This window comes from Streptomyces sp. NPDC005303 (assembly GCF_040607335.1).
GTDB lineage: Bacteria > Actinomycetota > Actinomycetes > Streptomycetales > Streptomycetaceae > Streptomyces.
This window is the reverse complement of record NZ_JBEXGM010000008.1, coordinates 95,137-121,567: the sequence shown is the minus strand read 5'-3', so window position 1 is coordinate 121,567 and position 26,431 is coordinate 95,137. Positions and strand designations below refer to the sequence as shown.

Here is a 26,431-nt window from a genome sequence, read left to right as displayed (position 1 = left end):
CGTCGGATGACAGGGGACGGTCCGGCGCGGTGCAATGGGCCCGTGGACCTGGAGCTGGCCGAAGGGCGGGACGCCGGGCGGCGGCAGGCCTGGGGTGAGGCCTATGCGCTGCTCGGGGCCGCCGATACCGTACGGCCGCTCGATCTTGGGGACGTCGAACTGCTGGCCGAGGCCGCGGACATGCTGGGGCACGGGGACGAGGCGATCGTGCTGCTGCGGCGGGCCTTCAGCGCGTACGCCGAGGCCGGGGCCGTGGGGGCGGCTCTGCGGTGTGCCTACTGGTTGTGCAAGGGGCTGGCCTGGGGTGGGGAGTTCGCGCAGTCGGGGGCCTGGCTGGGGCGGGCCCGGCGGCTGGCGCAGAGCGATCCCGGCTGTCAGGAGTGCGCCTATCTGCTCATGCTGGAGGCCGAGCTGCACTTCCGGGCCGGTGAGCACGGGCCGATGATCGACGTCGCCCGGCGGCTGGCCGACACCGTCGGGGCCGGGGCGGACGCCGATCTCGTGGCCGGCACGGCGATGACGCTGGGACTCGCGCTGGTGAGCAACGGCGAGACCGTGGCGGGTCTCGCCCAGCTGGACGAGGCGATGGTGGCGGTCGCCGAACGGACGATGTCGGCCCGGATGACCGGGATGGTCTACTGCGTCGTCATCGGCACCTGCCAGGACCTCCAGGAACTGCGCCGCGCCCAGGAGTGGAGCGAGGCCCTCGCCGAGTGGTGCGCCGCCCAGCCCGACTTCTCCGGCGCCTACCGGGGACTGTGCCGGGTGCACCGGGCGGCCCTCCTCCAGCTCGGCGGCGACTGGCCGGACGCCGTCCACGAGGCCCGCCTCGCCTGCGCCCAGCTCACCGCGGGGTACGGGGAGGCCGTCGCCGGCTGCGCGTACTACCAGCTCGCCGAGCTGCACCGGTTGCGGGGCGCGTACCCGGAGGCCGAGCAGGCCTACCGTGACACCCTGCGCTACGGCTGGGACACCCAGCCAGGCCTGGCCCTGCTCCGGCTCGCCCAGGGCCGGCGGCCGACGGCGCTGGCGGCGGTGCGCAGGGCCCTGGCGGAGACCGGGGAGCCGGGGCGCAGGGCGCGGCTGCTGGCGGCGGCGGTGGAGGTGCTGCTGGCGGGCGGGAGGCCCGAGGACACCGGGGACGACCTCGCCGAGGCCGCCCGTGCCGTCGACGAACTCGCGCTGATCGCCGACGCCCACGGGGCCGCCGCACTGCGGGCGACGACCGGGCAGGCGCGGGGTGCCGTGCGCCTGGCCGAGGGGGCCGCGGAAGAGGCGCTGCCCGCGTTGCGCGAGGCCGGGCGGCTCTGGCGGGAGCTGGAGGTGCCGTACGAGGCGGCGCGGGTCGGGGTGCTGGTGGGGCTCGCCTGCCGGGCTCTCGGGGACGAGGACTGCGCGGTGCTGGAGTTCGAGGCGGCCCGGCAGACCTTCGAGCGGCTCGGCGCCGGGCCGGACGGGGAGCGGGTGGCACGGCTGGTGGGCGGTGGCGATTTGGTCCTCTCACCCCGCGAACTCGAAGTCGTACGGCTGCTCGCGCAGGGCCGGACCAATCACGCCATCGCCACCGAGCTGGTCCTCAGCGAGAAGACGGTGGCCCGGCACATCAGCAACATCTTCGGGAAGCTGGACGTGGGCTCCCGTACCGCGGTGGCGGCGTACGCCTTCGAGCACGGGCTGCTCGGGCAGGACGGCTCTGCGTAGAACCACCCATGCCGTGCCCGGGCCGAATGGGCATTGCTGTCGATGCGGGCGCCCGGCCCGCGCGGCGAGCATCGAAGCGTGTCCGACGACGTGAGAACCCTCCGCGAACAGATACGGACGGCCCGGCTGAGGCTCGCCGACTGTGCCGCGGAACTCGGGGTGCTGCTACGGGTGAGCGGTGAGTACGCCGAGGCGGAGCGGATGCTGCGGCAGGCCGTGGCGATCTACGAGGCCGACCGCCGGACACGGACGGGGGCCGGCCGAACCGCGGCCGACCGCAGGACCGAGGAGCCGGCATGAGCACCGAACAGCAGAACGAGCACATCGAGACCGTGGTCGTCGGAGGCGGGCAGGCGGGGCTCGCGACCGGGTACCACCTCGCGCGCCGCGGGCGTCCCTTCGTGATCCTGGAGGCGGGCGAGCGGATCGGCGACTGCTGGCGGAAGCGGTGGGACTCGCTGCGGCTGTTCAGCCCCGCCCGCTTCGACGGGCTGCCGGGACTGCCGTACCCCGGGGACGACTGGGCGTTCCCGACCCGGGACGAGTTCGCCGACTACCTTCAGGCGTACGCGGCCTGGGCGGAGCTGCCGGTGCGGACCGGGGTGCGGGTGCGGAGGCTGTCGTACGACGGGACACGCTATGTCGTCGAGACCGACGGGGAGTTGACGTACACCGCCGACAACGTGGTGATCGCGGCCGGGTACGACCGGCTGCCCAAGGTGCCGGACTTCGCGGCCGAACTCGACCCGGACGTAAGGCAGTTGCATGCCGTCTCCTACCGCGGTCCGGGGCAGCTGCAGGACGGGCCGGTGCTGGTCGTCGGGGCCGGGAACTCGGGGGCGGACATCGCGCTGGAGCTGTCGGCGTCGCGGCGCGTCCTGCTGTCCGGGCCGCATCCGGGGCAGATCCCCTGGCGGATCGAGCGGCGGGTGTCCCGGGCGCTGACACCGGTGCTGTTCTTCCTCTTCCGGCACGTGCTGACCGTACGGACGCCGATGGGGCGGAAGCTGCGGCCCAGGGTGCTCGCGCACAGCGCGCCGCTGATCCGGGTCAAGGCGCGGGACCTGAAGTCGGCCGGGGTGGAGCGGGTGGCCCGGACGGCCGGAGTGCGGGACGGGCGGGTGGAGTTGGCCGACGGCACCCGGCCCGAGGTGGCCAACGTGCTGTGGTGCACCGGGTTCCGGCCGGACGTCTCGTGGATCGACCTGGACGTGTTCGACGGGGACGGGGAGCCGGTGCAGCGGCGCGGGGTCGTCGAGGGGCGGCCGGGGCTGTACTTCGTGGGGCGGCTGTTCCAGTACGCGATGGCCTCGTCGATGATCCAGGGCGTGGGGCGGGACGCGGAGTTCGTCGTACGGCATCTGGCGGGGCGCACCGGCCGGGCACCCGTGGCGGAACGGGCCGACGGCTCGCGGAAGCCGTCGGCCCGTAGCGCCGGAACCGGGGTCAGCCCAGGGTGACCTGGAGCTCCTTGACGCCGTTGATCCACGCCGACCGCAGCCGGCGTGGGTCGCCGGCCGCGCGGAGGTTCGGCATGGCGTCGGCGATGGCGTTGAAGATCAGGTCGATCTCCAGCACCGCGAGGGACTTGCCGAGGCAGTAGTGCGGGCCTCCGCCGCCGAAGCCGAGGTGGGGGTTGGGGTCGCGGGTGATGTCGAAGACGTCCGGGTTCTCGAAGACCTCGGGGTCGTGGTTGGCGGCGGCGTAGAAGATGCCCACCCGGTCGCCCTTCTTGATCTGCTTGCCGCCGAGTTCGGTGTCCTGGGTGGCCGTGCGCTGGAAGGCGTTGACCGGGGCGGCCCAGCGGACGATCTCCTCCGCGGCCGTCGAGGGGCGCTCGGCCTTGTACAGCTCCCACTGGTCGGGGTGGGTGAGGAAGGCGTGCATGCCGTGGGTGATGGCGTTGCGGGTCGTCTCGTTGCCGGCCACCGCCAGCATCAGCACGAAGAAGCCGAACTCGTCGGAGTTCAGGTTGCCTTCGTCCTCGGCGGCCACCAGGGTCGTGACGATGTCCTTGGCCGGGCACTGCTTGCGGTCGGCCGCCATGTTCATCGCGTAGGCGATGACCTCCATGGCCGACTCCTGGCCGACCTGCTCGCTGATCGCGTACTCCGGATCGTCGTACGAGATCATCTTGTTGGACCAGTCGAAGATCTTCGCCCGGTCGTCCTGCGGAATGCCGATGAGCTCGGCGATGGCCTGCAGGGGCAGTTCGCAGGCGACCTGGGTGACGAAGTCGAAGGAGCCGCCGGGCAGGGCGGACGCGCTCTCGACGATCGCGTGGGCGCGGTTGCGCAGGCGTTCCTCCAGGGCGCGGATGGCCCGGGGCGTGAACACCCGCTGGACGATCCCGCGGACCCTGGTGTGCTCCGGCGGGTCCATGTTGAGGAGGATCAGCCGCTGCGCGTCGATGGCGTCGCGCTCGATGCGTTCGTTGAAGCGGATGATCGCCGTGTTGAGGTACGACGAGAAGATCTCCGGGTGCGTGGAGACGTACTTGACGTCCGCGTGCCGGGTGACCGCCCAGTACCCCCCGTCCTGGAAGCCGGCGATGTTCCCCGGCTGGGGGATCCAGCGCACCGGTTCGGCCCGGCGCAGTTCGGCGAACTCCGGCAGCGGTACGCGGCTTTGCAGCAGGTCGGGGTCGGTGAAGTCGAACCCGTCGGGGAGTGCTGGACAGGTCATCGGCAACTCACTCCAGCTGTCTGGAAACGATCTGACGATCCATCAGGAACAGAGCTGCCGTGAAGGTAGTAACGGGTTCTACAAGAGGCAAGGGGTGCAGAGGCCTCAATTGCCTGCAAGACCCTTGCGGTGGTGGCCGGACCGTCCGCAGACTGCAAGCACCGCGCCAACTAGAACACGTACTAGTTCCATGGATCCGTTCGGAGGAGAGGACCCGCACCCATGGCCGCCGAACCCGTGATCGTCGAAGCCGTCCGTACCCCCATCGGCAGGCGCGGCGGCGCGCTCGCCAATCTGCATCCCGCCTATCTGCTGGGCGAGACCTACCGTGAACTCCTCGGCCGTGCCGGCATCCCCGCCGACGCGGTGGAACAGATCGTCGGCGGCACGGTCACCCATGCCGGCGAGCAGTCCATGAACCCCGCGCGCACCGCCTGGCTGACCGTCGGGCTGCCGTACGAGACGGCAGCGACGACGGTCGACTGCCAGTGCGGCTCCTCGCAGCAGGCCTCCCATATGGTCGCCAACATGGTCGCGGCCGGGGTCATCGACGTCGGCATCAGCTGCGGAGTCGAGGCGATGTCCCGGGTGCCGCTGGGCTCGGGTTCGAAGCACGGCCCCGGCAAGCCGTTCCCGGACGAGTGGAACGTCGACCTGCCCAACCAGTTCGAGGCTGCCGAACGGATCGCGCGGCGGCGGGGGTTGACCCGGGAGAACGTCGACTCGCTCGGGCTGATCTCCCAGGAGCGGGCGGCCGTCGCCTGGGCCGAGGAGCGCTTCAAGCGGGAGACGTTCGCGGTTCAGGTGCCGACCACCGAGGACGAACAGCGGGCCGGACAGGGCATGTGGCGGCTCGTCGACCGCGACGAGGGGCTGCGGGACACGTCCATGGAGGCGCTGGCGGGCCTGAAGCCGGTCATGCCCACGGCGATCCACACCGCGGGCAACTCGTCCCAGATCAGCGACGGAGCCGCGGCGATCATGTGGACGTCGAAGCGGATGGCGCGGGCGCTGAAGCTGCGGCCGCGGGCGCGGATCGTGGCGCAGGCGCTGGTCGGCGCCGACCCGCACTTCCACCTAGACGGTCCCATCGACGCGACCCGTGCCGTCCTCGGCAAGGCGGGCATGTCCCTGAAGGACATCGACCTCGTCGAGATCAACGAGGCGTTCGCCTCCGTGGTGCTGAGCTGGGCCCAGGTCTTCGAACAGGACCTGGAGAAGGTCAACGTCAACGGCGGCGCGATCGCGCTCGGACACCCGGTGGGAGCCACCGGGGCCCGGCTCATCACGACGGCCCTGCATGAACTGGAGCGCGCGGACAAGGAGTTCGCGTTGATCACGATGTGTGCGGGCGGGGCGCTGGCGACGGGGACGATCATCCAGCGGCTGTAGAGGCCCGGTGGACGAAGGTGGTGGGGACGCCGGGGTCGATCGTGAGACGGCGGGGTCGATCGTGAGGATCGGTCCCGCCGGGGTCCAGGTCCCTGCCCTTCACGTTTCCGACAGGACGGGGGAATGACCGACGGGCTTCGCTGGGTGGCCGAGGCGTACCCCTTCGGCTACGGCCTCGTCTTCTGCGAGGGCCTTACCCCGGAGGAGGTGCTCCGCAGACTCGGTGCCCCGCGCGAGTCCGTCCTCCCGCTGACCCGGCACGAGGCCCAGGAGATCGAGGTCCGCAACTCCATGGACGAGCCGTTCGGTCCGGACCACCTGGAGGATCTGGACGTCGAGGCCGCGGAGGAACTCGGATTCCTGCGGCGCACGGTGGACGCGGTGGTGCGGGCCGGGGAGATCGACGGCTGGGCCTTCGCGATCCAGGCCTCCACGTCGTACGTCTCCGCGGTGAACTACCTCCCCGCGCTCTCCTCGGGCAGCCGCGTCCTCGCCGCGAGCTGTGACGTCAACGCCGCGCAGCGGGTGGAGTACGCGGTGGACGGGCGGGTGCTGTCCTCCTTCGACCCCGGGATCCCCGGGTACGACGACGGCGCGGACCCGTCGGCCCTCGCCTGGCCGGCGGACGGCGGGAGCATGAGCGCGCCGCAGGCCCTGGAGTACCTGGAGAGCCGGTTCGGGCTGTGGGTGCCGAAGGACTCCGAGGGGCGTCGGCTTCCGGCGGCCGGCCTGTCGACGCGCCGATGACCTCGGTCCGCCGTTGATTCCGGCCCACCGATGATTTCCGTGTGCCGACGCGGTCCTCACTCGGAGGAGGTGGTCGCGATGGGCGCGACGGCAGAGCGGGAAGCTCTGGAACGGCTGCGGGTGCTGGTCGGGGAGTGGGTGGTCGAGGCCGAGTTCCCCGGTCAGGGGGCCGCCGCCGGGCGGAGTGTGTTCGAGTGGACGCTGGACGGGCGGTTCCTGGTGCAGCGGACCGAGGCGCCGAACCCCGCGCCGGACAGTACGTCCATCGTGTCGCTCGAGCCGGAGGCGGGGGCGTACACGCAGCACTACTTCGACGCGCGGGGTGTCGTACGGCTGTACGCGATGACCTTCGACGGTGAGGTGTGGCAACTGCTGCGTGAAAAGGAGGACTTCTCCCCGTTGTCCTTCCGGCAGCGTTTCACCGGGCGGCTGAGCGCGGACGGCGACACCATCCACGGCGTCTGGGAGCAGTCGCAGGACGGGTCGGCTCCATGGGAGACGGACTTCGCGCTGACGTACCGCAGGAGCCGCTGACATGAGGCCGACGGGCGAGAACGCGCGCGGGATCGTCGAGGCGAGCCGGTACCTGGTGCTGGCCACGGCGGACGCGGAGGGGCGGCCCTGGAGCACGCCGGTCTACTTCGCGCATGTGGAGTGCCGGGAGTTCTTCTGGGTGTCCTCGCCGGAGACGGTCCATTCGCGGAACATCGCTGTGCGGCCCGAGGTGGGGATCGCCGTCTTCGACTCCTCGGTGGAGATCGGCACCGGGCAGGGGGTGTACATGTCCGCCGTCGCCGCCGAGCTGGTGGACGGGGCCGAGCGGGCGCTGGAGGTCTTCTCCCGGCGGTCGCTGGGGCACGGGGGGCGGGTCTGGACCCTCGACGATGTGCGGGGCGACTCGGGGATGCGGCTGTACCGGGCGGTGGCCGGGACGTACTCGATGCTGGCGAAGGACGGGCGGCCGGACCACCGGGTGGCGGTGGAGCCGGGGTGAGGGTGTAGCGGTCTACACCTGGGGTTCGGGAGTGCGGTCCCTCGTGGCGGCGGGCGCGGACCGGGATCGTGGATCACGGATCGCAACGGTCCGTCACCCAGGTCACCGCACACGTAAGGAAGATCCCGTGTCCTCTTCGCCCACCGCCGTGAAGTCCTTCTTCGCCGACCTGCTGCTCTGGTCCTTCTTCGCCTGCGGCCTCGCCGCGAGTGCCGGTGCCGGGTCCGTCCTCGACGGTACGCAGAAGGACGTGGCGACCTACGCCGGTGGCGTCGTCGCGCTGATCGCGGGATCACGGATCGCCACGAAGCCGAGGATCAAGGCGTTCCTCTCGCGCCCCGGCACCCTGTGGTTCCTGTTCCTCTTCAACGGTGCCATGGCCGCGACCCTGTACTTCGTCCTCGGCGGGACGGACGGCATCATCGCCGCCTCCGCGATGGGCCTGGTCTCACTGGGCGCGGCGGGAGGACTGGTCACGGGCCGCCGCAAGCGCGGGGACGAGGCGACGAGCGGGGCCCCGGGCCGGACGGCACCGTTGGCGTGAGACCTCGGGGCCGTGTGTCGGCGTCTCGGGTCGGAGCGAGCCTGCGGTGGGTCGCGTCCGGGGGCTGCGATGCGGGCCCGGATCTGGGGGCGCGGGCCCGTGGTGGGTCGTGTCCGGGGCTGAGTGGTCCGTGCTCCGGGTCGGGGGCGAGGTGATGGGTCGGGACCGGAGGCTGACTGGTCGCCGTCCCGAGCCGGTTCCCGGGCCGGACGGCACCGTGCGCGTGAGGCCCGGGGCTGCGGTGTCGGGGTTCCGAGTCAGGGGGGGCCGGGGCGGAGTGTGGACGGAGGTTGAGGTGTCGGCGTTCCGAGCGGGGTCCGGGGCCGGACGGCATCGTGCGCGTGAGGCCCGGGGCTGCGGTGTCGGGGTTCCGAGTCGGGGGCGGGGGCCGGGGCGGGGTGTGGGCGGAGGTTGAGGTGTCGGCGTTCCGAGCGGGGTCCGGGGCCGGACGGCACCGTGCGCGTGAGGCCCGGGGCTGCGGTGTCGGGGTTCCGAGTCGGGGGCGGGGCGGGGGCGCGGGGCGGAGTGTGGGCGGAGGTCGAGGTGTCGGCGTCCCGGGCCGGGTCCCGGGCCGGACGGCACCGTGGGTGTGATCCTCCCGGCTGACGTCCCGGCGTCCCAGGTCAGGGGGCGGCCCGTGGTGGGGCGGGAGCGGGGGCTCAGGTGTCGGGGTTCCGAGTCGGGGGCCCGTCCGCCGTGGGGCGGGTCGGTGGGTCACGTGGTGGGCCCCAGGCGTTCGAGGCCGGCCACCGCCTCCGCGGCGGACGCCGTGTCGCCGAACTGGGTGAACAGGTCGCGGGCCTGGGCGTAGTGTTCGCGGGCCCCGGTGGGGTCGCCGCAGTGTTCCAGGGCCGTGGCGAGCCCGACGGAGGTGTGGGCGCGGAGGCGGTCGATGCCGGCGTGGTCGAGGGGTGTGCCGACGCTCCGGAAGGCCTCCGCCGCCTCGGACCAGCGTTCCAGGGCCAGCAGGTCCCTGGCCGTCTCGCAGCGCAGCAGGGCCGCCGCGAACTCGTTCAGGCCGGGAACGTCCCCGGTCCGGGTGCCGAGCAGGGCCCGGTGCAGGGCCAGCGCCTCCTCGCCGCGCCCGGACTCCCGCAGCGCGGTGCCGAGGACCCGCTGGGAGACCGCCCTGCCGGTGGAGTCACCCGTGGTCTCGAAGAGCCGGGTGGCCCGGGCGGCCGCCTCCGCCGCCTCCGCGGGCCGGGCAAGACCCATGCAGGCCCCGCTGATGTAAGCCCACGCCCAGGCCTGCTGGTCGAGATCACCCGTCTCCGACGCCGGTTCGAGCGCCCGGCGTGCGAGTTGCTCGGCCTCCGCGTACTGGTAGGCGCCGACCGAGTGGGCCCAGGCCAGACAGTTGAGCTGGTGGGCCTCGGCCGAGCGGTCACCGAGGGCGGCTGCGGACCGGACGCCGTGGGAGAAGAGGGTCTGCCACTCGGGCCACTGGCTCCAGCGGTCGGAGAACCAGTACAGGGTGCGCGAGGCGTGCAGGATCTCCGTGTGCCGGCCCGCCGCGAACATCAGGGGCAGGGCGCCCGCCCAGTTGGAACGCTCGGCGGTGAGCCACTGCTCCGCCTCCTCGGCGGACCCCGGGGTGAAGGCTTCGGGGTCGCCCGCCCAGGGTTGTGGCGCACCGGGCGCCTCGAACCGGCGGCCCGCCGCGGAGGCCGACCGCAGGAGCCAGTCAGCCATTCGCAGCCGCGCGACCCGGGTCACCGACTCGGGCTCCTCGGCGCTCAGTTGCTCGCGTGCGAAGAGCCGTACGAGATCGTGCAGGGCGTACCGGCCGGGCGTGGTCTCCTCCAGCAGGCCCCGGTCGACCAGCAGGTCGAGGGAGTCCTCGGTGGTGAGCGGGTCCTCGCCGGTGAGGACCGCGGCGAGGTCGGGGCCGACGTCGTGGCCGGGGATCAGGGAGAGGCGGCGCAGCAAGACGCGGTGCGGGTCGGTGAGTTGGCCGTAGGAGAGGGTGAGGGCACTGCGGACGGCGAGGTCGCCCGCGACCAGTCCGCTCAACCTGCGTTCCTCGTCGGCGAGTTGGCCCGCCAGCCGGGCCGGGGTCCAACTCGGGCGGCTGGAGAGGCGGTTGCCGACGATGCGCAGGGCCAGCGGGAGGTGGCCGCACAGTTCGGTCAGCCGGGTGATCGCCTCGGACTGGCCGTCGGTGCGCGGGGCGCCGAGGATCCGCTCCAGCAGCCTCGTCGACTCCCCGCCGCTGAGACCGCCGAGCCTGATCCGCCGCACGCCTTCGAGGCCGGCCAGCGGCCTTCTGCTGGTGACCAGCACGAAACTGCCCTCGGCGTCCGGCAGCAGCGGCCTGGTCTGGGTCTCGTCGGCCGCGTCGTCGAGGACGACCAGCGCCCGCCGGCCGGTGAGCGCGGCCCGGTAGACGGCCTCGCGGGCCACGGGGTCCACCGGGATCCGGTCCGGAGGGTGCCCCAGCGCCGTCAGCAGGAGTACCAGCGCCTCGGCGGCCGGCAGCGGGGAGTCGCTCATGCCGTGCAGTTGGACGCAGACGCTGCCGTCCGGGAAGTCGACGGCCAGCCGCCGCACCGCTTCCGCCGCCAGGGTCGTCTTGCCCTGCCCGCCCGGACCGAAGAGCACCGCCGCACGGGTGCGCGTGCCGGTGGCGAGCGCCTGGAGATCCGCCAGTTCCTGCTTACGGCCGGTGAAGTCCGGGACGGTCCGCAGGAGATACGGCGAGACCGACGGGGCTCCGCGGTCCCGGCCGGCCTCGGCCAGCCGCCGCAGGCGCTCGCCCTGCTCGGCGTCGAGCCGCAGGGCGGCGGCGAGCGCGTCGACCGTACGCCGCTGCGGTCCCCGGCTGCGTCCGCGCTCCAGGTCGCCGAGCGCGCGCACGCTCACCCCGGACGCCTCGGACAACTCCTCCAGGGTCAGCCGGGCGGCCCGGCGCAGGGAGCGGAGCATCACACCGAAGGCGGTGCCGCCGTGCGGTACACCGGACTGCTGAACTCCGTGATCATGACTGGTCATCACGACAATTAGAACAAGTGCTTCCTGCTTCCGCCCGCACTTCTTCCCGCACTTCTTCCCGTACTTCTGCCGTACTTCCGCCGGTACTTCTGCCTGGTGATCACCGCGCTTCCCTGGTGAGCTGGAGTCTCCCTACAAGGAGGACGGACCGACATGCCGTACATCACCGTTGGTGAAGAGAACAGCGCGCCGATCGAGCTCTACTACGAGGACCACGGCACCGGACAGCCCGTCGTGCTGATCCACGGCTACCCCCTCGACGGCCACTCCTGGGAGAAGCAGCTCCCCGCACTGCTGGAGGCCGGCCACCGGGTCATCACCTACGACCGCCGCGGCTTCGGCCGCTCCTCGCAGCCCACCGTCGGCTACGACTACGACACCTTCGCCGCCGACCTCGACAAGGTGCTCACCACCCTCGACCTGACGGACGCGGTCCTCGTCGGCTTCTCGATGGGCACCGGCGAAGTGGGCCGCTACCTGGGCACGTACGGCTCGGGCCGGGTCGCGAAGGCGGCCTTCCTGGCCTCACTGGAGCCCTTCCTGCTGAAGACCGACGACAACCCGACGGGCGTGGACCAGTCGGTGTTCGACGGGATCCTGGAGGCCGTCACCAAGGACCGGTACGCCTACTTCGACGCCTTCTACCAGGACTTCTACAACCTGGACGAGACGCTCGGCAGCCGGATCAGCGAGGCGGCCGTCCGGGGCAGCTGGAACGTGGCGGCGGGCGCCTCCGCGCACGCGTCCGTGGCCTGCGTGCCGACCTGGATCACCGACTTCCGCGCGGACGTGGCGAAGATCGACGTACCGGCGCTGATCCTGCACGGCACCGGCGACCGCATCCTGCCCATCGACGCGACCGGCCGCCCCTTCCACGCGCTGCTGCCGGCCGCCGAGTACGTCGAGATCGAAGGCGCGCCGCACGGCCTGCTGTGGACCCACGCGGAGGAGGTCACCTCGGCACTGCTGGCCTTCCTCGCCAAGTAGACCTCAGGAGAGCAGGGGCTACTCCCGTCCCGACGCGGTCACCGCCAGCACGGCCACCAGCCCCGCCGCGATCGCCAGCGGAATCGCGAGGCCGTGATGGAGGACCAGCCACGCGCCCACTCCGGCTCCGGCCACCATCGCGACCACCGACGCCGTACGGCGGGGGGATCGCGTGCCGGGGCCGCCGCCGGCCCGGGAGTCGGCGGCGAGGCCGGTCAACGTCATGGTCAGCACGGTCGTCGTCAGGTCAGGGACGCCGAGCCTGCGGACCGTGGCGTTGCGCAGGCCCATGGCGAACGCCGTGACGGCGATCAGGGTGTAGGCGGTGGCCGTGGCGCCGGGCGCGGCGAACGCGACCACCGCCGACACCCCCAGAAGCACCGCCTCGGCGGCGAGCGTGAGCCGGGCCCAGGTGCGGCGGGAGCCGGAGCCGAGCCGTACGGCGATCCGGCCGCCCGCCACCGCGCCCACCACGAACGACACCAGCGAGGTGAGCGTGTGCGCCACCGAGAAACCGGGTGCCCCGGCCGCGGCGAACCCGAGGACGACCACGTTGCCGGTCATGTTCGCGGTGAAGACGTGTTCCAGGCCGAGATAGCTGACGGCGTCGATCAGTCCGCTGACCACCGTCAGCCCCAGCAGTACGGCCACCAGGCGCAGCCCGCGGGCCTCGGGATCGCCGGCTGCCTTCGTGCCGGTGCTGCTCTGTTCGCTCATCGGGTCTCCGGATGGCCGGACGGTCGGGGTGCACCCAAGTCCACCATGGTTGCGGGGGACTCTCGGATGTCGGGGTGACCGGCGCGTCCGTAGCGTCGAGGACATGACTGACGAGACGCGCAAATCCCATGCAGCACAGGCGAGTTGGCGTACGCGGAGGGGACTCGCGGCAGCGGCGGCCCTGTTGCTCACCGGGCTCGCCGCGGCCCCGGTGGCAGCGGCCGCCGGTGAGCGGACGCAGCAGCCGCAGCAGACGCGACGCGGTGACCTGGTCTCCGTCGTGCCGGTCGCCGACCGGGACGCCGGGCAGGTCAGGTCGTTCCTGACCGAACGGGACGTCGACACCGACGTGGTGCGGTACGGCGTACGGGCGTACCGGCTGACATACCGGACCGTCGACCCGCACGGCCGCCCCACCACCGCGACCGGGCTGCTGACGCTCCCCCGGGGCGGCACGCACCGTCTCGACCTGGTCTCCGACACCCACGGCACGATGGTCGCCCGCGACTACGCGCCCTCGGCGAGCGAGGACTTCGGACGGGTGCCGTCGTACGTCAACGCCGCCGCGGGCCGCGCGGTCGCCGCCCCCGACTACCTCGGTCTCGGCAAGGGCCCGGGCCCGCATCCGTACATGGACACCGCCTCGTCCTTGACCGCCTCCGTCGACATGCTGCGCGCCGCGCGGACGGCCGCGGAACGGCTCGGCCGCCCGCTGACCGGTCAGGTGTACGCGACCGGCTTCTCGCAGGGCGGCCAGGTCGCGATGGCGCTCGGCAAGGCCCTGCAGGAAGGCGCCGACCGGCACTTCCGGCTGAGGGCGCTCGCACCGGTCAGCGGCCCGTACGACCTGGAGGGCCAGGAGATGCCCGCCCTGTTCGACGGCCGGGTCAACGACACCAGCGGGGTCCTCTACATCTCGTACTGGCTGGTGGCGCAGAACCGCCTGCACCCCTTCTACAAGGACCCCTCCGAGGTCTTCCGCGCGCCGTACGCGAGCCGCGTCGAGGGCCTGCTCGACGGGAGCTACGAGGAGGAGGACGTCGTCAAGGGGCTCGCACCCTCGGTGAAACAGCTGCTCACGCCTGCCGCCTACGAGCGTCTGCGGCACCCCACCGGCGCGGTGCTGGACGCGATGCGTGCCGCCGACCACACCTGCGAGTGGAAGCCGGACGTGCCGGTACGGCTGTACGCCGGTAGCGCCGACACGGACGTGCCCATCGGCAACACCCGGTCATGCGCCCGCACCCTCGCAGGTCAGGGAGCGAGGGTGCGGGTGGTCGATCAGGGGCCGGTGGACCACTTCGGTTCGGTCCTGGTGTCGGCCCCGCAGGTGGTGCGGTTCTTCGACGGGGTCAGGCGGTGACGCGTATTGCCGCGGCTGCCTCAGTACCAGCCGTTGGCCTGCCAGAAGGCCCAGGCGGCGGTCGGGCTGCCGTAGCGGGAGTTCATGTAGTCCAGGCCCCACTTGATCTGGGTCTTGGCGTTGGTCTTCCAGTCGGATCCGGCGGAGGACATCTTGGAGCCGGGCAGGGCCTGGACCAGGCCGTAGGCGCCGGAGGAGGAGTTCGTGGCGTCGACGTCCCAGCCGCTCTCGTGCTCGACGATCCTGCTGAACGCGTTGTACTGCGCGGCGTTCGGGATCATCTTGTGCGCGATGGCCTTGGCCTGGGCGGAGGAGTTGGTCGTGGCCGCCTGGGCCGGCGCCGCGGTCAGGACCAGGCCGGCGGTGGCGGCGGCCAGCGCGACGGTGGTGATGGCCTTCTTCGGAGAAGCGATGCGGCGGGTGAGGCGGGAGACCGACACGGGGAACCTTTTCTTCGGGGACGGTGGTGTCGCTCGCGATCCCGGGGGACATGCGGCGGCGCCGAGGCCCGTGGGCTTGTCGGCGCCGTGCGACGTCGTCCAGAGAAACAGGCTCGGAAGGTGCCCGCAATGACCCCTTTTACTAGTTGTGACCGAATCGCCGGGAAAGGGGGTGAGTGTGATCCGGCTCTCAACTCGCAGGTCAGAGGGGGTATGCCTGAGGCGTTATGTCCGGAATGTTCCTACTGTTCCCCTTAGTAGGTGAGCTGGGTCATGTGGGGCGCTTCACCGTTCGGGCGCCTCGAATGTGACCTGGGCCTCGAAGGCCGCGCGGCGGGTGGCCCGGCGCAGACCCCGGAGGAGGGCCGGGCCGAGGGTGAGCGTCAGGACGACGGTGACCACGGCCCGGCCGAGGTCCCAGCCGAGGGACGTGGCCAGGCAGTACGTCACGAAACGGGCCAGGTTGGCGGGGACGCCGGCGTGCGGGTCGAAGGCGATGTCCGAGGCCAGGGCCCCCATGAAGGGCCAGCCGGCCATGTTCATGGCGGTGCCGTAGGCGAAGGCGGCGAGAAAGCCGTAGGCGGCCAGCAACCCGACCTCCGTACGGCCCTGCGCGCGGGCGGGCACCGGCAGCAGGCCCGCGCCCATCGTGAACCAGCCCATCGCCAGCATCTGGAACGGCATCCAGGGCCCCACCCCGCCCGTGAGCAGGGCGGAAGCGAACATCGTGACGTTGCCGAGCACGAAACCGAAGCCGGGGCCGAGGACCCGGCCGCTGAGCACCATCAGGAAGAACATCGGCTCGATACCGGCGGTACCGGCGCCGATCGGCCTGAGCGCGGCGCCGGTCGCGGCGAGAACACCGAGCATCGCCACCGCCTTGGGGCCCAGCCCCGACTCCGCGAGGGCGGCGGCGACCACAGCGACCAGGAGGACGAGCAGTCCGGCGAAGAGCCAGGGGGCGTCCTGGGTGTGGGTGCCGACCTGGGAGGTGGGCGGGGCGAGGAAGGGCCAGCCGAAGGCGACGACGCCCACGGCGCTGACCAGGGCGAGGGTGAGGAGGGAGCGGGGGCCGAGGTGGACGGCTCGGGTCGTCGCAGGGGTTCGGGGCGGGCCCGGGGTTCGGGTCATGCCAGGGGCTCGGGTCATGACAGGGCCTTCCTCACCTCGGTGACCGTGAGCCACCGCTGCGGGGCGAGGATCTTGCTGACCTGCGGGGCGAAGGAGGGGGAGGACGTGATGACGTCCGCCGCCGGACCGTCGGCGATCACCTCGCCCTCGGCCAGCAGGATCACCCGGTGGGCGAGTTCCGCGGCGAGCTCGACGTCGTGGGTGGCCAGCATGATCGCGTGGCCGGTGGCCGCGAGCTCCCTCAGCAGGCCGACCAGACGGGCCTTCGCCGCGTAGTCCAGGCCGCGGGTCGGCTCGTCGAGGAGCAGGAGGGGCGGGCGGGCGGTCAGGATCACGGCGAGGGCGAGGGCGAGCCGCTGGCCCTCGGAGAGGTCGCGGGGGTGGGTGTCGTCGGTCACGCCGGGGAGGAGGTCGTCGACCAGCGCGCGGCAGGTGCCGGATGCGGCGCCGGCGTCGTGGTCGGCGGCCCGGCACTCGGCTGCGACCGTGTCGGCGTAGAGCAGGTCCCGGGGTTCCTGGGGGACGAGGCCCACCCGGCGGACGAGGTCCCGGGGGCCGGTGCGGTGGGGCTGGGCGCCGCCGACCCGGACCGATCCGGCGGAGGGTTCCGAGAGGCCGACCAGGGTGTCGAGGAGGGTGGACTTGCCGGCGCCGTTGCGGCCCATGAGGGCGATGGTCTCGCCGGGGCTGATGGTGAGGTCGACGTGGCGCAGGGCTTGGACGCGGGCTCGGCGGACGGAGAGGGAGCGGACTTCGGCGAGGTGGGAGGGGGTGGATACGACCGGTTTGGGGCGGCGCAGCCGACGGACCCGGCTGTCGGCCGGGGATCCGGCGGCCGCGGGTGCCGCGTCCATGCGTGCTCGCCCGGCCAGCCGCTCCCTCAGTTCCCCCGCCCTGCGCCGCGCGTCCCGCACCGTCAGCGGCAACGGGTCCCAGCCCGCCAGCCGCCCCAGGTCCACCACCGGCGGATACACCGGGGACACGGCCATCATCTCGGCCGGGGTGCCGAGGACCGGTGCCTCGCCGTGGGCGGGCAGGAGGGCGACCTGGTCGGCGTACTGGATGACGCGTTCCAGGCGGTGTTCGGCCATCAGGATCGTGGTGCCCAGGTCGTGGACCAGGCGTTGCAGGACGGCGAGGACCTCCTCCGCCGCGGCGGGGTCCAGGGCCGAGGTCGGTTCGTCCAGGACCAGGACCCGGGGGTGCGGGGTGAGCACCGAGCCGATCGCCACGCGCTGTTGCTGGCCGCCGGAGAGGGTGGCCAGCGGGCGGTCGCGCAGGGGCGCCAGGCCCAGCAGGTCCAGGGTCTCCTCCACCCGGCGGCGCATCACCGTCGGCGGCAGGCCCAACGACTCCATTCCGTAGGCGAGTTCGTCCTCTACGGTGTCCGTGACGAAGTGGGACAGCGGGTCCTGGCCCACCGTGCCGACCACGTCCGCCAGTTCGCGGGGCTTGTGGGTGCGGGTGTCGCGGCCGGCCACCGTGACCCGGCCGCGCAGGGTGCCGCCGGTGAAGTGCGGGACGAGCCCGCTGACCGCGCCGAGAATCGTGGACTTGCCGACCCCCGACGGGCCCACGAGCAGCACGAGTTCACCCTCGGGCACCTCTAGGTCGACGCCCCGGACGGTGGGTTCGGACGCCCCGTCGTACGTCACGGAGACATCCTCGAAGCGGATCACGACGACGGCTCCTTGGGGGCGAGGTCCGGGGCGGGGGCGAGGAAGGCCGGCAGGAGGCTCAGGAGGACCGCCGCGGCCGGCCAGACGGGGAGGGCGGGGGCCACGAGCGGCACCACACCGGGTTGCAGGGCGGCCGGATCGGTGGCGCCCGCGAGGAACATCACCGCCGCCACGGCCGCGCCGGAACCGACGACCAGGAAGGACCGCGTGGTCCAGCGGTCCGGACGGTACCGGGTGCGCGGGGTGCGGCGGCCGCCCAGACGCAGACCCGCGAGGGCGGCGGCGAGACCGGTGAGGAGTACGGGGATGCCGTAGGTGCCACCCTCGGCGGTGAGCACTCCGTATGTTCCCGCGCAGACGCCGAGCAGCCCGCCGAGGGTGAGCGCGGTCGTCGTACGGCGAACTCGGGGCGGTACCTCGGCCGTTCGGCCGTAGCCGCGGGCGTCCATCGCCGCGGCGAGGGCGACCGAACGCTCCAACGCGCCCTCCAGGACCGGGAGTCCGACCTGGAGGAGGCCGCGGATGCCCGTGTCCGGGCGGCCCCGGAGGCGGCGGGCGGCGCGCAGGCGCTGGACGTCGGCGATGAGATGGGGGGCGAAGGTGAGGGCCACGACCACTGCCACGCCGAGCTCGTAGAGGGCGCCGGGGAGGGACTTGAGGAGGCGGTGGGGGTTGGCGAGGGCGTTCGCCGCGCCCACGCAGATGAGGAGGGTGGCCAGTTTCAGGCCGTCGTAGAGGGCGAAGACGAGGGACTCCGCGGTGACCCTGCCGCCCAGGCGGATGCCCTGGGCCCAGTCGGGGAGGGGGAGTTCGGGGAGAGCCACCAGCACATGGGTGCCGGGGACGGGGGAGCCGAGAACGACCGTGAAGAGGAGCCGGACGAGCAGGACGGCGAGGGCGAGCTTGAGGAACGCCGTGTACGAACGGGACCAGGGAGTGTCCCTGCGGCAGGACGCCACCACGTAGGCGGAGGCGGCGACGAGAAGGGCGAGCAGTAGGGGGTTGGTGGTGCGGGTGGCCGCGATCCCGAGGGAGAGGGACCAGAGCCACCAGGCGCCGGGGTGCAGGGGCTCGGGCCGGACAGGTGAGCTACGCGGCATTCCTGCGCCGCCTCGATCGCCACACCGCCGCCGCTCCCAGTACGGCGATCGCCGCCAGGCCCGCGAACAGACCCACGGACGGGCCCCGGTCCGACGCGGCCGTCTTCTTCCCCGGCTGCCTCCCCTTCCCCGTCACCTGCTCTCCGCACCCCGCCTCCGGATATCCCGCGATCGCACAGAGCATCGCGTCGGTGCTGTAGCGCAGTGGCTTCGCGGTCGCTGCCAGGGCTTCCGCCGTGGTCGCGTCCGGGGGTACGACCGCGCACTCGGTCCGGCCCGACGGGGGCTCCTCGCCGGACGGGGCGTCCGCGGCCGTACCGAAGTCGATGACCAGCGCCACGCGCTTACGGCCGTCCCGCGCCGCCGTGTCCCCGCAGATCGCCGTGAACGACGCCGTCCCGCGGGGCTTGTCCGCGTCCGCCGAGTTCTCGCTCACCGCGAAGCGGAAGCCCTGGACGTCGCCGTCGGAGGGGACCGCGGTCGAGGGGCCCTGGGTGGCGTAGGTCCAGGTCGTGCCGGTGCGGTCCCAGAAGGACCAGTAGCGGTACCCGGCGGCCCGGGCCGGGCTCACGCCGGCCAGGAGGAGGCCGGTCAGGAGGGCCAGGAGGGCCGCCCGCCGTATCACGGCTGCTTCCTCTTGTTACGGCTGCTGAGCAGGAAGCCGATGCCCGCGCCGGCCGCGAGACCCGCGCCGACCGTCCACCAGACGGACGTGCCGGAGTCGTCCTGCGACTTGATGGTCGGTGTCGGTGTCGACGTCGGCACCGGAGCCGGGCCCGTCGCGGTCAGCCGCTTCACCAGGTCGGTGCCCCCGAAGTCCCGCGGATCGGCACCGCCCGTCCGCGCGGCGAGGATCAGCTGGGCGTAAGCCGCGGGGCCGCTCTGCGCGGCCCACTTCGCGGAGTTCCGCTCCAGCCAGCGCACCGGACCCGCGGCCGCCGCCGTCCCGCCCTGCGCGGCCAGCGCCACGACCGCGTCGGCCGTGTTGCCGTAGTCGGGCTGGTTCTCGGAGCCGGGGAGGGCGGAGGTCAGATGACCGTCCTTCGCGACCGCCTTCGCCAGGTACGCCGCACCGTTGGCCGCCGCCTGCCCCGGAGTCGGGCGAGCCGCGTCGGTGCAGGTGGCGTGCTTCTCGGCGCCGGCCTTCACCGACACCATGTCCTGGCCCAGCGCGCCGACGACGGCCGCCGCGGTCGCGTCCGCGTTGGCCGTGAGCTTGCCCTTCTTGTCGGGCTGGTAGGCGAACGCGCCCGCGTCGGCGCACGGCAGGGACAGCCGCAGCAGGGCGTCATAGGGCGACTTGCCGCCCTTGAGGGACTTGGCGGGGTCGGCACCGGAGGCCCTCAGCGCGCCGATCACCACGGACGTCGAGTTGGCGTCACTGGCCCCGCCGGGGGTGTACCCCCAGCCGCCGTCCTTGTTCTGGGCGGACTTCAGCCAGGTCACCGCCTTGCCGGTCTCGGTCTCGTGCCCGCCGGACGCCGACAGGGCCTGTACGGCGGCGGCCGTGCTGTTGGTGTCGACCATGACCTTGGCGTCGCAGGCCTTGGCCGGATCCGCGCGAAAGGCCGGGAAGGCGCCGTTCGCGCACTGCTGCCCGGCCAGCCAGCCGACGGCCGCGGCGGCGGGCTCCACGTCCACCTGGTGCAGGGCGATCAGGGCGAGGGACTGGCGCCAGACCCCGTCGTACGTGGGATCCGTGCTGCCGTACAACCCGGAGGGGGAGGAGGGAGACGGGGACGGCGAGGCGGCTGCGGCGGGTGCGGCCGTGCCGATCACCACGGTGGCTGCCAGGACCGCGGCGCTGCGGCGGACGTTCATGATCGGCGGATGCCCTTCTCCCTGCGGGGAGCCGGGCAGCACGGGAGGACCCCCGGGCGGCTCGGCTCCGTATACCTCGACGGTGCCGCGCACCGGCCGGTTGCCGATGCACGCGAGCCGGTCACGAACCGTACGGGGCACTCCGGCTGACCGTCGCGGGGACGGTTCACGATGGGGGTACCTCCCAGGCCCTTAAGGCACTGGGGGAGGGTCAGCGCCGGAATTGCACCGGCTTTCCCCTGTACGGGTGTGATGACGACCTGGCTACTGTACTCGCCCGTAGGAAAGCGGCCGTGGGCCGCCCGTGGAGCGACGGCGACGCCCCTCGACCCGGTCAGACAGCCACGTACGTCACCGGATCGCTCCCCGTCACCGCCTCCGCGCGCCCCAGCTTCACCAGTCGCCGCAGATGCGCCTCGGCCTCCGAGACCGCGATGTTCCGTGAGCCGTAGGGGATCTGGTCCCAGGGCCGGTTCCACTCCATGCGCTCGGCGAGCTGCCAGGGGGTGAGGGGCTCGGCGAGGAGGGAGCGCAGGTCGGTGAGGCGTTCCTCGTGGTGGGCGAGCAACTCCCGCACCCGGGCGCTCGCGTCGGTGAAGACGTGCTGGTGGGCGGGGAGGACCTCGGCGGGGGCGAGCCGGCCGACCCGTTCCAGGGAGTCGAGGTAGTCGCCGAGGGGGTCGGTGACAGTGGCGTCGTCGGGGTCCTCGTACAGACCGATGTGCGGGGTGATCTCGGGCAGCAGATGATCGCCGGAGAACAGTCGCCCGTGGCCCGGGAGCCGGGACGGGTGCTCCTCCTCCAGGTGCAGACAGACGTGGCCCGGCGTGTGTCCCGGGGTCCAGATCGCGCGGAGCCTGCGGCCGGGGAGGTCGAGGAGTTCGCCGGGGACGATCCCGCGGTCGGGCAGGGCGGGGGAGAAGCCCGGGAGTTCACGGCGGCGGGCGGTGCGCAGGGGGGCCACGTGTTCCTCGGGGGCGCCCGCGGCCACCAACTTGGCCGTCATGTAGGTGAACCAGCGCTCGGCCCGGGTCTCCCGAGTGCGCCGCACGATCGCGGAGTCCGCCGCGTGCATCGCGATCCAGGCACCGGAGGCGTCCCGCACCTTGCCCGACAGGCCGTGGTGGTCGGGGTGGTGGTGGGTGATGACCACGCCGTGGATCTCGTCGACGGACATGCCGCAGGCCGTCAGACCTTCGGCGAGGGTGTCCCAGGAGCCCGGGTCGTCCCAGCCGGTGTCGACCAGCACCGGCCCCCGGTCGGTGTCGACGACGTACACGAGCGTGTGGCCGAGGGGGTTGTCGGGGATGGGCACCTGGACGGACCGGACGCCTCCGCCGTGGTCGTGCACCTGCGCCATGAGTTCCCCAATCACCGCGTTCGGGCAACTATAACTAGAACGGGTTTCGACGGTAGCCCTAGGTCACCAATGTGGCGGCGCACGGCCCGTGGACTCCTCGGAGTGGAACTGGTATCAGTTCCGTATCTGATGGTTCGTCAGTAAGCCGCCCTGGGAGGCGTTCGCCATGGCCGAGCTCGTGGAACACGGACAGCTGTTCATCGGCGGGGAGTTGACCGACCCCCTGGGCAAGGACGTCATCGAGGTGATCTCCCCGCACAGCCAGGAGGTCATCGGACGGGTCCCGCACGCCTCGCGCGCGGACGTGGACGCGGCGGTCGCCGCGGCGCGCACCGCCTTCGACGAGGGGCCCTGGCCGCGGATGTCGCTCGACGAGCGCATCGAGGTCGTCACCAGGATCAAGGACGCCATCGCGGTCCGGCACGAGGAGATCGCCCGCGTGATCTCCTCCGAGAACGGCTCCCCGTACTCCTGGAGCGTCCTCGCGCAGGCCCTCGGCGCGATGATGGTCTGGGACTCGGCGATCACGGTCGCCCGGAACTTCACCTACGAGGAGCGGCGCGACGGAGTCCTCGGTCCCATCCTTGTGCGCCGCGAGCCGGTCGGGGTCGTGGCCGCCGTAGTCCCTTGGAACGTCCCGCAGTTCGTCGCCGCCGCCAAGCTCGCGCCCGCGCTGCTCACCGGCTGCACGGTGGTGCTCAAGCCGTCGCCCGAGTCGCCGCTGGACGCCTACATCCTGGCCGAGATCACCAAGGAGGCCGGGCTGCCGGAGGGCGTGCTGTCCATCCTCCCGGCCGACCGCGAGGTCAGCGAGTACCTGGTCGGGCACCCGGGGATCGACAAGGTCTCCTTCACCGGCTCGGTGGGCGCGGGCAAGCGCGTGATGGAGGTCGCCGCCCGCAACCTCACGCGCGTGACACTGGAGCTGGGCGGCAAGTCGGCGGCCGTGGTTCTCCCGGACGCGGACGTGGAGGCGGCCGTCGCCGGGATCGTCCCGTCCGCCTGGATGAACAACGGACAGGCCTGCGTGGCCCAGACCCGCATCCTGCTGCCCCGCTCCCGCTACGACGAGTTCGCCGAGGCCCTCGCGGCGGCGGCGAGTTCCCTGGTCGTCGGCGACCCGCTCGACCCCGCCACCCAGGTCGGCCCCCTGGTCGCCGAACGCCAGCAGCGCCGCAACCTCGACTACATCAGGATCGGCCAGGAGGAGGGCGCCAAGATCCTCACCGGTGGCGGCCGTCCGGCCGGCCTGGAGCGCGGCTGGTACGTGGAGCCGACGCTCTTCGGGGACGTCGACAACTCGATGCGGATCGCGCGCGAGGAGATCTTCGGACCGGTGATCTGCCTGCTGCCCTACGGCGACGAGTCCGAGGCCGTGAAGATCGCCAACGACTCGGACTACGGCCTCTCCGGCAGCGTGTGGACGGCCGACGTCGAGCGCGGCATCGAGGTCGCGCGGCAGGTCCGTACCGGCACCTACAACGTGAACACCTTCAGCCTCGACATGCTCGGCCCCTTCGGCGGCTACAAGAACTCGGGCCTGGGAAGGGAGTTCGGCCCGGAGGGATACGGCGACTACCTGGAGCACAAGATGATCCATCTGCCGGCCGGCTGGGAGGGGTGAGCGGCGATGGGTGACCGCTGGCACGTCGAGGTCGACCGCTCCCTGTGCATCGGTTCCGCCCAGTGCGTCCACACCGCCCCCGACGGCTTCCGCCTGGACGCCGCCCGCCAGTCCCACCCCGCCGAGCCGGAGGCCGACGCCAACGAGGAGATCCTGGCGGCGGCGGAGAACTGCCCGGTCGAGGCCATCATGATCAGCCTTCTGGGGAGCGGGGAGCCGGTGTTCCCGCCCGAGGAGTAGACGTCGAGAAAATCATGGTTTGCGGGGTTTCATTCCCGGACGCACGTTCTATTCTGGACCTAGGCCTACGAGACGAGTGAGGGAGTCCGACCGGAGTGGCCGACTCGGGCGTGATGCGAAGGTTTCCGCCGGGGCCGACGACGACGGTAGGGCTGAGAGGCCGGAGAGCAGCGGGATGGCTCGACGGCGACCCCCAGAACCTGATCCGGACCATGCCGGCGAAGGGAACCCGTCTCGTAGGTCATTCATGTGTTCGCGTACGCGTTCTGTCGGCCCTGGGCCCGGTCAGGACCGGGGTTCCGTGAGGTCGATCAGTCGGCACACCGTCTCGATGTCGATCTTCACCTGGGCGATGGAGGCGCGGCCCGAGAGCCACGTGATCAGGGCCGAGTGCCAGGTGTGCTCGATGACGCGGACCGCGGAGAGCTGCTCGGGCGTCGGGTCGTCGAGGCCCATGGCGTCCAGGATGATCAGCGTGGTCTGGTGGGAGACCTGATCGACCTCGGGGCTCACACTGCGGTCCGCGAAGGTCAGCGCGCGGACCATGGCGTCGGCCAGGTGTGGTTCGCGCTGCAGCGCGCGGAAGGCCCGCATCAGGGTCTCCGCGACCCGCTCGGCCGCCGTCTCGCCCTGCGGCGGCTTCTTGCGGAGCGTGCCGTGCATGTGTTCCAGCTGGTCCTGCATGGTCGCGACCAGCAGATGGATCTTGGAGGGGAAGTAGCGGTAGAGGGTGCCGAGCGCGACCTGTGAGGACTCCGCGACCTCACGCATCTGCACCGCGTCGAACCCGCCCCGGCTGGCCAGTTGCGCGCTCGCGTGCAGGATGCGGCGGCGCCGCGCCTCCTGACGCTCGGTCAGCGGTGGCGCGTCGGGTCGCGCGGTACTGGCTTCCACTCCGGCCGACTTGGCCACCTTGTCCACCTTGGGTTCCGTGACAGTCCGTGAGGGCTTGCGATCACACAGCATGGCAGGGTGCCGGGCCGTGGCGCGGTCGCGGCGTTCGTGGCGTGAATCACCTGATCCACCGCTCACAGGACCCCTACCTGCCGGTAGATTCAGAGCCTCCTGAACGATCAAGTCTGAAACTTGTTCTAGATTACCGTCTCGTCGTAATCTCGCGGGACAGTGCAGGCAGAAGGGGGCCCAGAGTGACCGCTGAGGCCAGTCAGGCCAGGGCCTTCGAGGGCTCGGCCGCCGACGGCGAGCGACCGCTCCGTATCGCGCTCCTCACCTACAAAGGGAACCCGTTCTGCGGCGGCCAGGGCGTCTACGTACGGCACCTCTCGCGTGAACTGGCCCGCCTCGGCCACCGCGTCGAGGTCATCGGCTCTCAGCCGTACCCGGTCCTCGACCCGGGCTACGACGGCCTGAGCCTGACCGAACTGCCGAGCCTGGACCTCTACCGCTCCCCGGACCCCTTCCGCACCCCGCGGCGAGACGAGTACCGCGACTGGATCGACGCGCTGGAAGTCGCCACGATGTGGACCGGCGGCTTCCCCGAGCCACTCACCTTCTCTCTGCGGGCCCGACGCCATCTCCGGGCCCGCAGCGGTGAGTTCGACGTGGTCCACGACAACCAGACCCTCGGCTACGGCCTGTTGGGCGACGTCGGTGCCCCGCTGGTGACCACCATCCATCACCCCATCACCGTGGACCGCCAGTTGGAGCTGGACGCGGCCGACGGCTGGCAGCAGCGGCTGTCCAAGCGCCGCTGGTACGCCTTCACGCGGATGCAGAAGCGGGTGGCCCGCCGCCTCCCCTCGGTCCTGACCGTCTCCGGCACCTCCCGCCAGGAGATCGTCGACCAGCTGGGTGTCCGCGACGACCGCATCCACGTCGTGCACATCGGCGCCGACACGGACCAGTTCTCGCCGGATCCGTCGGTCCCCGTGGTGCCGGGCCGGATCGTCACGACCTCCAGCGCGGACGTCCCCCTCAAGGGCCTGGTCTTCCTCGTCGAGGCGCTGGCGAAGGTCCGCACGGAACACCCCGGGGCGCACGTCGTCGTCGTGGGCAAGCGGCCGACCGAGGGTCCGGTGGCGCAGACCATCGAGCGCTACGGCCTCGAAGGCGCCGTCGAGTTCGTCAAGGGCATCTCGGACGCCGAACTGGTCGACCTGGTCCGCTCGGCCGAGGTCGCCTGCGTGCCGTCGCTCTACGAGGGCTTCTCCCTGCCGGCCGCCGAGGCGATGGCGACCGGAACCCCGCTGGTCGCCACGACGGGCGGCGCGATACCCGAGGTCGCCGGCCGCGACGGCGAGACCTGCCTCGCGGTGCCGCCGGGCGACTCCGGCGCGCTGGCGGCGGGCCTGAGCCGGCTGCTGGGCGACCCGGACCTACGGGCGCGGCTCGGGGCGGCGGGACGCGAGCGAGTGCTCTCCCGCTTCACCTGGGCCCGCGCCGCCGAGGGAACGGTGACCAGATACCGGGAGGCGATGGCCGACGCCACGCCGGGGACCGCGCCCGGCCCGACGAGCATCCCGACCCGCACGGCGGCTTCGGGCCCGGCTCGCCCGGTAACGGGCTCGGCCGCTTCGGCGACGGACCTGTCCCGCTCGGTGGCCTCGGACGAGGGCGGTTCCGACGTCCCGGGCCACGGTCGTCCGGCGGTTCCGGGCCAGGGGCGCTCCACGGTCCCGGCCGGTTCGCTGGCGGCGGACTCGTCCCGCTCGGCGGTCCCGGGCCCGGGCCGCTCCGTGAGCCCGGTAGCGGGCTCGGTCGGCCCGGCGGCGGACCTGTCCCGCTCGGTGGCCTCGGACGAGGGCGGTTCCGACGTCCCGGGCCACGGTCGTCCGGCGGTTCCGGGCCAGGGGCGCTCCGCGGTCCCGGCCGGTTCGCTGGCGGCGGACTCGTCCCGCTCGGCGGTCCCGGGCCCGGGCCGCTCCGTGAGCCCGGTAGCGGGCTCGGTCGGCCCG

24 protein-coding genes and 1 riboswitch are annotated in these 26,431 nt (G+C 72.4%); of the genes, 13 read left to right on the top strand and 11 right to left on the bottom strand.

Features of this window, described 5'->3' with window-relative positions; translation table 11 throughout:
• Positions 1 to 42: 42 nt before the first annotated feature.
• The 3 genes from ABZT93_RS14780 (at position 43) to ABZT93_RS14770 (ending at position 3,161) form a co-directional block, all read left to right on the top strand.
• A complete protein-coding gene (locus ABZT93_RS14780; RefSeq protein WP_356103850.1) occupies positions 43 to 1,701 on the top strand; it encodes a response regulator transcription factor in 1,659 nt (552 codons plus the stop codon).
• A 78-nt stretch (positions 1,702 to 1,779) separates the two neighbouring features.
• Entirely contained in the window at positions 1,780 to 2,001 is a 222-nt protein-coding gene (locus ABZT93_RS14775; protein ID WP_356103848.1) for a tetratricopeptide repeat protein, read from the top strand.
• Positions 1,998 to 3,161, top strand: a complete 1,164-nt coding sequence (locus ABZT93_RS14770) for an NAD(P)-binding domain-containing protein (protein WP_356103845.1) — start codon at positions 1,998 to 2,000, stop codon at positions 3,159 to 3,161. Before ABZT93_RS14775 ends, ABZT93_RS14770 begins: the two co-directional genes overlap by 4 nt.
• On the opposite strand, the gene ABZT93_RS14765 is transcribed toward ABZT93_RS14770, so the two are convergent.
• Positions 3,148 to 4,386: a cytochrome P450 gene (locus ABZT93_RS14765; protein ID WP_356103842.1), complete on the bottom strand. Its 1,239-nt coding sequence runs from the start codon at positions 4,384 to 4,386 to the stop codon at positions 3,148 to 3,150. The two genes, ABZT93_RS14770 and ABZT93_RS14765, sit on opposite strands and share 14 nt — an antisense overlap.
• Positions 4,387 to 4,608: 222 nt before the next feature.
• On the opposite strand from ABZT93_RS14765, the gene ABZT93_RS14760 reads away from it, so the two are divergent.
• From ABZT93_RS14760 to ABZT93_RS14740, 5 genes are all read left to right on the top strand, one after another.
• Positions 4,609 to 5,778 carry a steroid 3-ketoacyl-CoA thiolase gene (locus ABZT93_RS14760; RefSeq protein WP_356103839.1) on the top strand — a complete coding sequence of 390 codons (1,170 nt, stop codon included), beginning with the start codon at positions 4,609 to 4,611 and terminating at the stop codon, positions 5,776 to 5,778.
• A 123-nt stretch (positions 5,779 to 5,901) separates the two neighbouring features.
• Positions 5,902 to 6,525: a DUF6461 domain-containing protein gene (locus ABZT93_RS14755; RefSeq protein WP_356103837.1), complete on the top strand. Its 624-nt coding sequence runs from the start codon at positions 5,902 to 5,904 to the stop codon at positions 6,523 to 6,525.
• Between the two features lie 78 nt (positions 6,526 to 6,603).
• The gene (locus ABZT93_RS14750) at positions 6,604 to 7,059 is read left to right on the top strand and encodes a hypothetical protein (RefSeq protein ID WP_356103835.1); all 456 of its coding nucleotides are present in this window, start codon (positions 6,604 to 6,606) and stop codon (positions 7,057 to 7,059) included.
• Position 7,060: 1 nt separating this feature from the next.
• The gene (locus tag ABZT93_RS14745) at positions 7,061 to 7,519 is read left to right on the top strand and encodes a pyridoxamine 5'-phosphate oxidase family protein (protein ID WP_356103832.1); all 459 of its coding nucleotides are present in this window, start codon (positions 7,061 to 7,063) and stop codon (positions 7,517 to 7,519) included.
• A 127-nt stretch (positions 7,520 to 7,646) separates the two neighbouring features.
• Positions 7,647 to 8,063, top strand: a complete 417-nt coding sequence (locus ABZT93_RS14740) for a hypothetical protein (RefSeq protein ID WP_356103829.1) — start codon at positions 7,647 to 7,649, stop codon at positions 8,061 to 8,063.
• 714 nt (positions 8,064 to 8,777) lie between these two features.
• On the opposite strand, the gene ABZT93_RS14735 is transcribed toward ABZT93_RS14740, so the two are convergent.
• Positions 8,778 to 11,054 carry a helix-turn-helix domain-containing protein gene (locus ABZT93_RS14735; RefSeq protein WP_356103826.1) on the bottom strand — a complete coding sequence of 759 codons (2,277 nt, stop codon included), beginning with the start codon at positions 11,052 to 11,054 and terminating at the stop codon, positions 8,778 to 8,780.
• Between the two features lie 153 nt (positions 11,055 to 11,207).
• Here ABZT93_RS14735 and ABZT93_RS14730 point away from each other — a divergent pair, with 153 nt between their 5' ends.
• On the top strand, positions 11,208 to 12,041 hold the full coding sequence (locus tag ABZT93_RS14730; RefSeq protein WP_356103823.1) for an alpha/beta hydrolase: 834 nt from the start codon (positions 11,208 to 11,210) through the stop codon (positions 12,039 to 12,041).
• Positions 12,042 to 12,059: 18 nt separating this feature from the next.
• Here ABZT93_RS14730 and ABZT93_RS14725 read toward each other — a convergent pair whose 3' ends face one another.
• Complete coding sequence (locus tag ABZT93_RS14725) at positions 12,060 to 12,758, bottom strand: YoaK family protein (protein WP_356103820.1); 699 nt, start codon at positions 12,756 to 12,758, stop codon at positions 12,060 to 12,062.
• A 103-nt stretch (positions 12,759 to 12,861) separates the two neighbouring features.
• Here ABZT93_RS14725 and ABZT93_RS14720 point away from each other — a divergent pair, with 103 nt between their 5' ends.
• Positions 12,862 to 14,121 (top strand): alpha/beta hydrolase, encoded by a 1,260-nt coding sequence (locus ABZT93_RS14720; protein WP_356103818.1) that lies wholly within the window; start codon positions 12,862 to 12,864, stop codon positions 14,119 to 14,121.
• A 20-nt stretch (positions 14,122 to 14,141) separates the two neighbouring features.
• Here ABZT93_RS14720 and ABZT93_RS14715 read toward each other — a convergent pair whose 3' ends face one another.
• The 7 genes from ABZT93_RS14715 to ABZT93_RS14685 all read right to left on the bottom strand — a co-directional run bounded on the left by ABZT93_RS14715 (position 14,142) and on the right by ABZT93_RS14685 (position 21,652).
• Positions 14,142 to 14,561 carry a transglycosylase SLT domain-containing protein gene (locus tag ABZT93_RS14715; protein ID WP_356103815.1) on the bottom strand — a complete coding sequence of 140 codons (420 nt, stop codon included), beginning with the start codon at positions 14,559 to 14,561 and terminating at the stop codon, positions 14,142 to 14,144.
• Positions 14,562 to 14,846: 285 nt separating this feature from the next.
• Positions 14,847 to 15,710, bottom strand: coding sequence for an ECF transporter S component (locus ABZT93_RS14710; protein WP_356103812.1), 864 nt, complete (start codon positions 15,708 to 15,710; stop codon positions 14,847 to 14,849).
• Positions 15,707 to 17,371 carry an ATP-binding cassette domain-containing protein gene (locus tag ABZT93_RS14705; protein ID WP_356103809.1) on the bottom strand — a complete coding sequence of 555 codons (1,665 nt, stop codon included), beginning with the start codon at positions 17,369 to 17,371 and terminating at the stop codon, positions 15,707 to 15,709. Before ABZT93_RS14705 ends, ABZT93_RS14710 begins: the two co-directional genes overlap by 4 nt.
• Positions 17,368 to 18,471: a CbiQ family ECF transporter T component gene (locus ABZT93_RS14700; protein WP_356103807.1), complete on the bottom strand. Its 1,104-nt coding sequence runs from the start codon at positions 18,469 to 18,471 to the stop codon at positions 17,368 to 17,370. Before ABZT93_RS14700 ends, ABZT93_RS14705 begins: the two co-directional genes overlap by 4 nt.
• Entirely contained in the window at positions 18,461 to 19,096 is a 636-nt protein-coding gene (locus ABZT93_RS14695) for an SCO2322 family protein (RefSeq protein ID WP_356103804.1), read from the bottom strand. The genes ABZT93_RS14700 and ABZT93_RS14695 overlap by 11 nt, the downstream gene beginning before the upstream one ends.
• Positions 19,093 to 20,292 (bottom strand): prenyltransferase/squalene oxidase repeat-containing protein, encoded by a 1,200-nt coding sequence (locus ABZT93_RS14690; protein ID WP_356104250.1) that lies wholly within the window; start codon positions 20,290 to 20,292, stop codon positions 19,093 to 19,095. Before ABZT93_RS14690 ends, ABZT93_RS14695 begins: the two co-directional genes overlap by 4 nt.
• Before the next feature lie 334 nt (positions 20,293 to 20,626).
• A complete protein-coding gene (locus ABZT93_RS14685; RefSeq protein ID WP_356103801.1) occupies positions 20,627 to 21,652 on the bottom strand; it encodes an MBL fold metallo-hydrolase in 1,026 nt (341 codons plus the stop codon).
• Positions 21,653 to 21,818: 166 nt separating this feature from the next.
• Here ABZT93_RS14685 and ABZT93_RS14680 point away from each other — a divergent pair, with 166 nt between their 5' ends.
• Positions 21,819 to 23,276, top strand: coding sequence for an aldehyde dehydrogenase (locus tag ABZT93_RS14680; protein ID WP_356103798.1), 1,458 nt, complete (start codon positions 21,819 to 21,821; stop codon positions 23,274 to 23,276).
• A gap of 6 nt (positions 23,277 to 23,282) precedes the next feature.
• Positions 23,283 to 23,516, top strand: a complete 234-nt coding sequence (locus tag ABZT93_RS14675) for a ferredoxin (protein WP_356103795.1) — start codon at positions 23,283 to 23,285, stop codon at positions 23,514 to 23,516.
• A 68-nt stretch (positions 23,517 to 23,584) separates the two neighbouring features.
• Positions 23,585 to 23,760: riboswitch (TPP riboswitch) on the top strand.
• Between the two features lie 41 nt (positions 23,761 to 23,801).
• Here ABZT93_RS14675 and ABZT93_RS14670 read toward each other — a convergent pair.
• Positions 23,802 to 24,437, bottom strand: coding sequence for a TetR family transcriptional regulator (locus ABZT93_RS14670; RefSeq protein ID WP_356103792.1), 636 nt, complete (start codon positions 24,435 to 24,437; stop codon positions 23,802 to 23,804).
• A 227-nt stretch (positions 24,438 to 24,664) separates the two neighbouring features.
• Here ABZT93_RS14670 and ABZT93_RS14665 point away from each other — a divergent pair.
• The coding region (locus ABZT93_RS14665) for a glycosyltransferase (protein WP_356103790.1) at positions 24,665 to 26,431 on the top strand (1,767 nt) is incomplete at its 3' end.